This window comes from Candidatus Aquicultor sp., from assembly GCF_054640775.1.
In genome coordinates, this window is record NZ_JBTSLF010000126.1 from 1 (window position 1) to 7,666 (window position 7,666).

General features: G+C 50.1%; 6 protein-coding genes and 1 pseudogene. 4 read left to right on the top strand and 3 right to left on the bottom strand.

The window, feature by feature from the left end; genetic code table 11:
• Positions 1 to 1,181 precede the first annotated feature (1,181 nt).
• Together ACYC56_RS10340 and ACYC56_RS10345 are read left to right on the top strand one after the other, a co-directional pair.
• Positions 1,182 to 2,006, top strand: coding sequence for a thioredoxin family protein (locus tag ACYC56_RS10340; RefSeq protein WP_461374100.1), 825 nt, complete (start codon positions 1,182 to 1,184; stop codon positions 2,004 to 2,006).
• A 33-nt stretch (positions 2,007 to 2,039) separates the two neighbouring features.
• Positions 2,040 to 2,945, top strand: a complete 906-nt coding sequence (locus tag ACYC56_RS10345) for a GerMN domain-containing protein (protein ID WP_461374101.1) — start codon at positions 2,040 to 2,042, stop codon at positions 2,943 to 2,945.
• A gap of 15 nt (positions 2,946 to 2,960) precedes the next feature.
• Here the strand turns inward: ACYC56_RS10345 and ACYC56_RS10350 are convergent, their stop codons facing one another.
• Entirely contained in the window at positions 2,961 to 3,671 is a 711-nt protein-coding gene (locus tag ACYC56_RS10350; RefSeq protein ID WP_461374102.1) for a PilZ domain-containing protein, read from the bottom strand.
• 168 nt (positions 3,672 to 3,839) lie between these two features.
• Between ACYC56_RS10350 and ACYC56_RS10355 the strand changes: the two genes are divergently transcribed.
• Positions 3,840 to 6,002 (top strand): GAF domain-containing SpoIIE family protein phosphatase, encoded by a 2,163-nt coding sequence (locus ACYC56_RS10355; RefSeq protein ID WP_461374103.1) that lies wholly within the window; start codon positions 3,840 to 3,842, stop codon positions 6,000 to 6,002.
• Between the two features lie 17 nt (positions 6,003 to 6,019).
• Here ACYC56_RS10355 and ACYC56_RS10360 read toward each other — a convergent pair whose 3' ends face one another.
• Positions 6,020 to 6,673, bottom strand: coding sequence for a thymidylate synthase (locus ACYC56_RS10360; RefSeq protein ID WP_461374104.1), 654 nt, complete (start codon positions 6,671 to 6,673; stop codon positions 6,020 to 6,022).
• A 320-nt stretch (positions 6,674 to 6,993) separates the two neighbouring features.
• Between ACYC56_RS10360 and ACYC56_RS10365 the strand changes: the two are divergent.
• Positions 6,994 to 7,191: pseudogene (locus tag ACYC56_RS10365) on the top strand (cold-shock protein); the annotation flags it as partial.
• A gap of 228 nt (positions 7,192 to 7,419) precedes the next feature.
• Here ACYC56_RS10365 and ACYC56_RS10370 read toward each other — a convergent pair.
• Positions 7,420 to 7,666 (bottom strand): DUF4342 domain-containing protein (locus tag ACYC56_RS10370; protein ID WP_461374105.1); only part of this gene is annotated, 247 nt, incomplete at its 5' end.

Below are 7,666 nucleotides of genomic sequence, written 5' to 3' on the forward strand. Positions count from 1 at the left end.
TCATTCTTAAACCTCCCCTAAAGTATCTCCCTACTTGTTAAGTGATAGTAGTCCCTTCAGCTTTTCATGTGCTTACTTGGAACTTGGCTCCCTATTCCGTGCTGGCCATCCTTTATGTCGCAAAGTATAGCAAATATTCGTAAAGCATGCATTTTGGCCAAGCGCACTGCCGGTATCTGATCCGTTATGTAGTTTTCAAGGATCAACTATTACCCAGCGCTAACTCCCATATACAATGGGAGAATATAAAAATAGCCCGTCCGGGCCGTTGCGCAACTCGCGGAGTTACGCCCATATTTCACATCTGACGCTGTACAGAATCGCAATACAGAAAGCGTGGTCAAAACGAACACAAAGAAGAGTAATAGCGCTATCGGATTTGCATGCCCAAGAATCGTTTCCCCCATCCGTAACTCCCCATCTTTGTTTTGAGGTCCTCGACCATACGGTCGTACTTCCTGTTAGCCCAAATTGAATAAGCTTGCATTAAAAGTACCGTGAACAAAATCCTGTAGCAGGTTCACTTAGGTTCGTGGATAAGGTTAAACGGTTCATATTGACCAGTTAACGGTAATCACCAGGGATATTAATGTCCCTGTAGTGTGTTTTGGTGTTGTTTTACCCCGATTTACCGTTCACGGTTATAATTCAACCGTTGTCAGCATGCGCTGACGTCTAAAAGCTCCCGAAAGTCCCTTAAATCCCACTTTTTCTAGTTTAACTAGATATCCGATACCTCTATAAAAAAATCTGGTAAACGGTTCTATATAGCGTTAAACGGTAATACACAGGCGTAAGCGGTACTTATTAAGGACTGAGCATGCTACTTAGCCCACTAAAGTGGCTAATACCACTTACCGCGTCATTCCTACCGTTAACATAAATGTAACATATAAATATCACTCAACAGGGCGATAGTTCGTATCCCTCCTACCGTTTGAAAAAAAATCTTCAAAACTGTGAATGCTAAATGTAGACTCTTGTGTAATTTATGCCCCGCCGGGTACATATAAACCATGAGTTTTAGAGAGTTTTTCCATCGTGCCCTCGGTGGATCGGCTCCGGAGTTGGTCGGCGGGGATTTATGGCTTAATTCAGAACCTATCACAATCCTGGATAAACCCGACCACGTCTTTATGGTTGATTTTTGGACGTATAGCTGAATCAATTGCATCCGGGCTATGCCGTATCTGGAAGATTGGCACAAGAAATATTCTGATAAGGGATTTACCCTGATCGGGGTGCACTCGCCGGAATTTGATTTCGAGCGAGAACCCGATAATGTTCGCTGGGCGCTGCGATACTACGGCCTCACCTACCCCGTCGTCCTTGATAGCCACTTTAGAATCTGGCATGCGTATCAGAACGCATACTGGCCCCGCAAGTATCTGGTCTTAAACGGGAGCATAGTTTACGACCACATAGGAGAGGGCGATTATCATGCAACCGAGGCGAAATTACGAAACCTCCTCGAGCAGATCAATCCTGAAATCGACTTAGCCGATATACCGGTCGTCCAGGACAGAACCGCCACCTGTACAACACCGACAGAGGAAACCTACTGCGGGTACTCACGCGGCTTCTTGAATAACCCGGGCGGCTATCACAAGATGGAAGACTTTGCGTATGAAGATCCCGGCGACTACGTCCGCTCTGGTCTTTACCTTAAGGGACGTTGGCGGGCAGAGAGGCAGTATCTCGAACATGTCGGCCCAGACCCGTCCGGCCATCTCGTCCTTCCTATTGAGGCTGTATCCGTTAACCTGGTAATGACATCCAGCGCGCCCGAGCCGGTCCAGGTCGCTATCGAGTTTAACGGCCATCCGTTGACCGAAGAGACCATGGGTGACGATGTAACCGGTTCTAAAGTATCGGTTGTGGAGCCGCGCATGTATAATCTATTTAGGGCCGGTACATTCACATCCGGTATATTGCGACTCACAAACCTACCCAACGGGCTGCGGCTGTATGCATTTAGCTTTGGCGGCTGTGTCGGTGTACCATAATCCTACCCCTACCTAGTTGAAGAGGCGATTAAAATGAGAAAACCGAACGTTGTACCGTTAGTAACTTTTATCTTTTTTGTGCTTGCAAGCATAGTACTCACAGGATGCCCAAGGCCGGTCACCACGACCACGACGACCTCTGGGGCAACGACCACCGCTAGCGCCCCCACATCGACGACTACGAAAAAAGAGATCGCCGTCACCCTGTATTTTATCAAGGATTTCCAAGAAACGTCGTTTCTTGTCCCCGAACGCCGGAGCATCCCGGAGACCGAATCGGTCGCAAGGGCAACCCTCGAGGAATTGATAAAAGGACCACAGCAACCGGGTCTCGCTAGGGTTATCCCGGCGAAGACTAAAGTGCGTTCGATAAAAATCGCCAACAATCTTGCAACGGTAGATCTCAGCAGAGATGTGCTTGAAGCAAACGTCGGATCCGAGGGCGAAGCTTTGGGGATCGCCCAGATCGTAAACACGCTCACGGAGTTTCCAACCATCAAAAGGGTAATGTTCCTGGTAGAAGGCAGAGACAGGGGAACTATTGACGGGCGCGAGATTCAAGATTGGTGGGGACACGTCGGCCTCTCGGAGCAGCCCTTCTCAAGAAACGTGGGCCTTATTCAAGGTGGCAAGGTTTCATCAAATACGATAACGGTAAACTCACCACGAGCCTTTACAACCGTCTCAAGTCCGCTAACAGTTGAAGGAACGGCTACCGTATTTGAGGCCCAGTTTAATGTGCGGATAACCGATATCGATGGCACTGTCCTCGCGCAAGAGTCGATTTTGGCAAGCAACTTCCTTAACGGCACGTTCAACGAGAAGGTAAGCTTCAAGAAACCGAAAACACCAGGCAGGGGCACGGTTCTGTTCTACTTTAACAGCCCGAGAGACGGCAGCGAAGTGAAGATGGCTTCGGTAACGGTATTCCTGAAGTAATCAGACAACAAGCGGTTAGCGAACCCGAGTTTTAGGTGAAGATGCTGGGCCGGATTTCTCGTTCTTAAGGGAGCTATCGATATACATAGCGATCGTCTGCTTATCCTGCGGGCTTATCGCCGTAAACTGGATGCCGATCCGGTACATCCGTGGAAGATTTCCATGCGGGATGCAGTAAGAAACCGAACCGGTCGCCATGACTTTTTCACTGGCCTGCGGCAAGGAGATTTCGACTTCAGCCTGCATACCTTCCTCTATGGGGCTTGCCGCATAGACGAGGAGTCCCACTCCACCGCGCCCGATATCCTGCACGGCGATGCCTTTATAGATGTTGCTCTTTCCTTCGAAGCGAACGCGGTAGCTGATATCCTCGGCGGACTTGATGCGGATCGCCCTCCGGCGCTTTAATATCTGCGCTCTCGCAATCGGGCTCAGTGCGAGGTACGCGCAATCGTCGGCCTGTTGCTTTACAACCACCCTCAGCGAACACAGGTCTCGTGTGGCAGGGATGAACATCATCGGGGTCGCACCTTCCTCAATATAAGGCAGACGCACGTCTTCATTTGCCCGGCAGAAGATGAGCGGAGTGTCGAGCGTCATTACAACGGTATACGACGAGGGCTCATCGGCATCACTAAATTGCACGTCAACCTGCGTCCCGGGCTGCAGCAACTTCTTTATATACGGCCAGTCTATTAACTTGGTATCGTTTGATAGTTTTCCCATACTAGTGGCTATCGGCATACGGCTATATCGGCTTTACGCGGATATAGCCGTATGCCGCAAGGAACAGCAGGATGACCGAGCGATAGGGCTTTTATACCATCATCCGCTTAGCTCTATTTTTCGTCCCGCTAAAGTTCTACTATTAATAAATAATCTTGGGGGAATGTTATGGCAGAGCGACGTTTTCATCCAATGCTCTCAAAAAAGCAGATAGAGTTACTTCGCCTTGAATATTTCGATAGGGCGAATGATTCCGCATACGTTTTTGATTTCAAGGATGGCAGCATCCTTGATGCAAATAACTATATCACCAGGCTACTTGGTTATACCCGTGAGGAACTCCTGCAGCTTACGGTCTTTGATATCCATCCCGAAGAAGAACATGCCCGCATGGTCGAGCTTATCGGGATTTTTGCACGCGAGGGGCAAATAAAAGGCCTCAGCGATATGCATCTTAAGACCAAAGACGGCGAATTGATTCCCGTAGAAAAAAATGGAACGCTCTTTCCACTTAACGGTCTCAAGGTCATCCAGTGCACCTGTCGGGATATCACCGAAAGAAAACGGTTTGAAGCAGAGCTAAACCGCCGAATCGAGGATATGCACATATTAAACGCTATCGCCCTTGAGATCACATCCGGTTTGGAGCTGGGCGAGCTGCTTGCAAGGATCACGCAGAACAGCGTAAAACTGCTAAACGCCGACGCCGGCGGCATCGGTCTTTACGATTCGCGGCGGGGCACGCTTTCCTACCGGTATCTTGATAATCTCCCCGAACACCTGGCACACATCGAAATACCGCGGGGCGCGGGGCTCACAAGTTTTGTCGTAGAAACGGGTCGCCCGATTTCGATTCCCGACTATTCGAACTATCCCAAAGCATTACGAGAATTCAAAGAGGCGGGATTACGGGGAACGGCAATCGCGCCGCTCCTGTTTGAGAACAACCTGCTTGGCACGCTTGTCATCGGGCATATGAACCCTGAGAAAAGGTTCAACGAGTACGATATCGGCTTACTTGAGGCGGTCGCTCGGCAGGCGGCGATTGCGATATATAACGCACAGCTGTTTGAAGAGATGAAAGATGAAGGCGAGTTCAGGGAGGCCTTGAACCAGTTGACGTCGCTCATCGGGTCAGCCCTTGATATGGGGAAAGTATATGATTTGATCTGCGAAGAGGCGACAAAGCTCTTCAGAAACAGCGGTACATACCTGTATACGGTAGATGAAGAGAATAGTCTGCTCATCGGCAAAGCCGCCTATGGTGAAAAAGCCGGGGATTTCTTAAAAGTAGCTTTGCCGATGAGCGAACCATCGATGGCCGCCTATATCTACCATACAAGAAAGCCGATCTTGATCGACGACGCGCCAAACCATCCATTGGTTAAGCCAGAGATGTTGCGGAACTTCAATTCAAAAACGCTTATGGGTGTACCGATTACCGTTGATGGTGAAGTAAAGAGCGTCCTGGTCTTCGCCAGCAGCGAGCATCCTTATTTCTTTAACGAAGTCCAGCTCGACCGGGCAAAAATCCTGAGCAATCAAATCGCGTTCGCGATTAAAAACGCCGACCTCTACGAGCAGACAAAACTGGCTCTTGAGCACGAACGCTATGTTGCTGTAACTCTGCAGCAAAGCCTTCTCCCGGAGGAAATACCCCAGGTTAAGGACACGGATTTTGGCGTCTATTACGCGCCGACAAGCGCTTCGGCCTCGTTGGTGGGCGGCGACTTTTACGACCTCATCCAGCTTTCCGATGGGAAGGTGGCCGTTGTTATTGGTGATGTGAGCGGTAAGGGGATTGAGGCCGCCGCGACAACGGCAATGGTCAAATACGCGGTGCGTTCGTTCCTCTATAGCGATCCCACGCCTTCGACCGTATTTACAAAGGCCAACACGGTCGTGTGCCAGCAGCTAAAGGTAGGTTCATTCGTAACACTCTGCTACGCCTTATATGACCCCAAGACAGGCAAACTCGAGCTGGTGAATGCCGGGCATCCCTATCCTATTCATTTTTCAGGGAACGATGGCAAAAGCGGGCTGATCGAGACCTATAACCCGGTGTTCGGCGTACTTCAGAGCCACACCTACAGCCAAATCGAGCTTCAGCTCAAGGATGGGGATATTCTTGCACTCTATACTGATGGATTAATAGAAGCCCGCATCGCAAATGAATTCTTCGGAACGGAGCGGGCGGAAGCATCTGTCGCCAAGAACCATGACTTAGACGCCCAGGGTATTGCGACGAACCTCGTTCGTGATTGTGAAAAGTTTGCACGGGGACATCTCGTCGATGACGTTGCGATTCTGGTCCTTAAGCGGCATGCCTAACCCCACCGTTTGAATACTTACTTCCTGCCGAGCCGGATATTTGCCAACGGCCACGCATACTCGTATAGGTGCAGGCCCTTTGAAACCGCGATAATCTCCCCGTCATCTACGCCTATCTCGCTTGCCATAAACTCCTTCATCATCTGCAAGCCCGCGAGATTTGCCGGGAAGCCGCCCCATAAATCCCAGGAGCGAAAATACACATAAAAGTGAAGTTTCCCGTAGCGCACCCTTGTATCGACCTGGCGCAGGCACGGCGGGTCTTCAAGGTAAATGGAGTTCATATCGCATACCGTCATGCACGCCTGGTTGGTCATGAGACCGTCCTCTTTGTACATCCGTATAACCTCAAAGAGCTGCGGCTCTAGAAACTCACCGTATGTGTACTGCTCGTTCTCTTGTTTCTCGGAGGTCATGAGATATTTCAGATAATCCTGAACGTATTCCTCGGATGCCGGCGGGATAAGACCGAGATGCGCCGGAATGTCGGGCACAAGCGGCTTAGTGCCCGGGTACTCTATCTGGATCGTGACGAAATCGAGTTCTCTTCGCTTCGAGCCCTGGTAACTCCCACGGTCGATCTCATATTCAAACCCATCGTTAACGACCGCATTAATCGCTTGGAACCAGGCATCGGGAATATCTCGTGCAATAATTTGGGTGAGTTTCATGGACCCTCCTTTAATCAGCGAACACTTAGGGCCGCAAGCCCATAGTATCAATCATAGTATCAATGCCGCCTTGTATACACAATATGCCCATTCGGCGTATTTAGCTATCACTGGGCATTCTTGCCTAACCTTGCTAGCATAAGAATAGCGATTTTTCAGGGGGTTCTATACAAAAGTGCATCTATCGTGGATAATATAAAGGTCCACAGTATCTGAAATAACTGCCAAATAATTATGTTCAGGTCACGGCAAGCGCTTACTGCCGTAGGTTGGGCAAAAAAACCGGGGCATGGCGCACCGGTCACCTGGAGGTGAAAAGAATGGCTCAAGGTAAAGTAAAATGGTTTAGCAGCAAAAAGGGTTTCGGCTTTATTGAGCAAGAAAACGGCCCGGATTTATTTGTGCACCACAAGGCTATCCAGGGTGAAGGCTTCAAGAACCTGAACGAAGGCGATGTCGTCGAGTACAGTGTCTCCAGCGGACCGAAGGGTGAGAATGCGATTGACGTGAAGATTATCTCACGCAGCGAACAGCCCTCAGAGCAAAGGCCGAGGACAAGCAATGGTCGCGATAATCGTGATCAGGATAAACCGTTTAATAGAAGCATCGAAGACCAGCTAAAAGCACTTCGCAAAAGCAGTAAGGAAAACCAGCAAGACCTCGCGAACAGGCTGAAACGCCGCTAGTCTCGATTCACAGAATTACTTTATAACGATCGAAGGGCTCATCGCGAGCCCTTCTTTTAGTTACACCGGAGTTTCCTCCGGTGGCTCAGAACGCATAGGTTGCGGGGGTTGCGGGGGTTGCTCGGGCGGTGCATTTCGCTCGACCTCAACCTTAAAGTCCGCCACGAGTCCGCCCACGACACCGATTGCGGCTACAATCGGCGCCAGGATAACCGCGGCGGCGCCGGTAACAGCGGCCGCCCAGACGGGGATATCGAGCACCACGCGTCCCTCGCGGTTCTTAACCTTTATCAGGTTTACCGTCGAG

Bases quoted from the DNA above. Each gene is read 5' to 3' on its own strand.
- ACYC56_RS10340 (WP_461374100.1), top strand. From the start codon at position 1,182: ATGCCGTATCTGGAAGATTGGCACAAGAAATATTCTGATAAGGGATTT.
- ACYC56_RS10345 (WP_461374101.1), top strand. From the start codon at position 2,040: ATGAGAAAACCGAACGTTGTACCGTTAGTAACTTTTATCTTTTTTGTG.
- ACYC56_RS10350 (WP_461374102.1), bottom strand. From the start codon at position 3,671: ATGGGAAAACTATCAAACGATACCAAGTTAATAGACTGGCCGTATATA.
- ACYC56_RS10355 (WP_461374103.1), top strand. From the start codon at position 3,840: ATGGCAGAGCGACGTTTTCATCCAATGCTCTCAAAAAAGCAGATAGAG.
- ACYC56_RS10360 (WP_461374104.1), bottom strand. From the start codon at position 6,673: ATGAAACTCACCCAAATTATTGCACGAGATATTCCCGATGCCTGGTTC.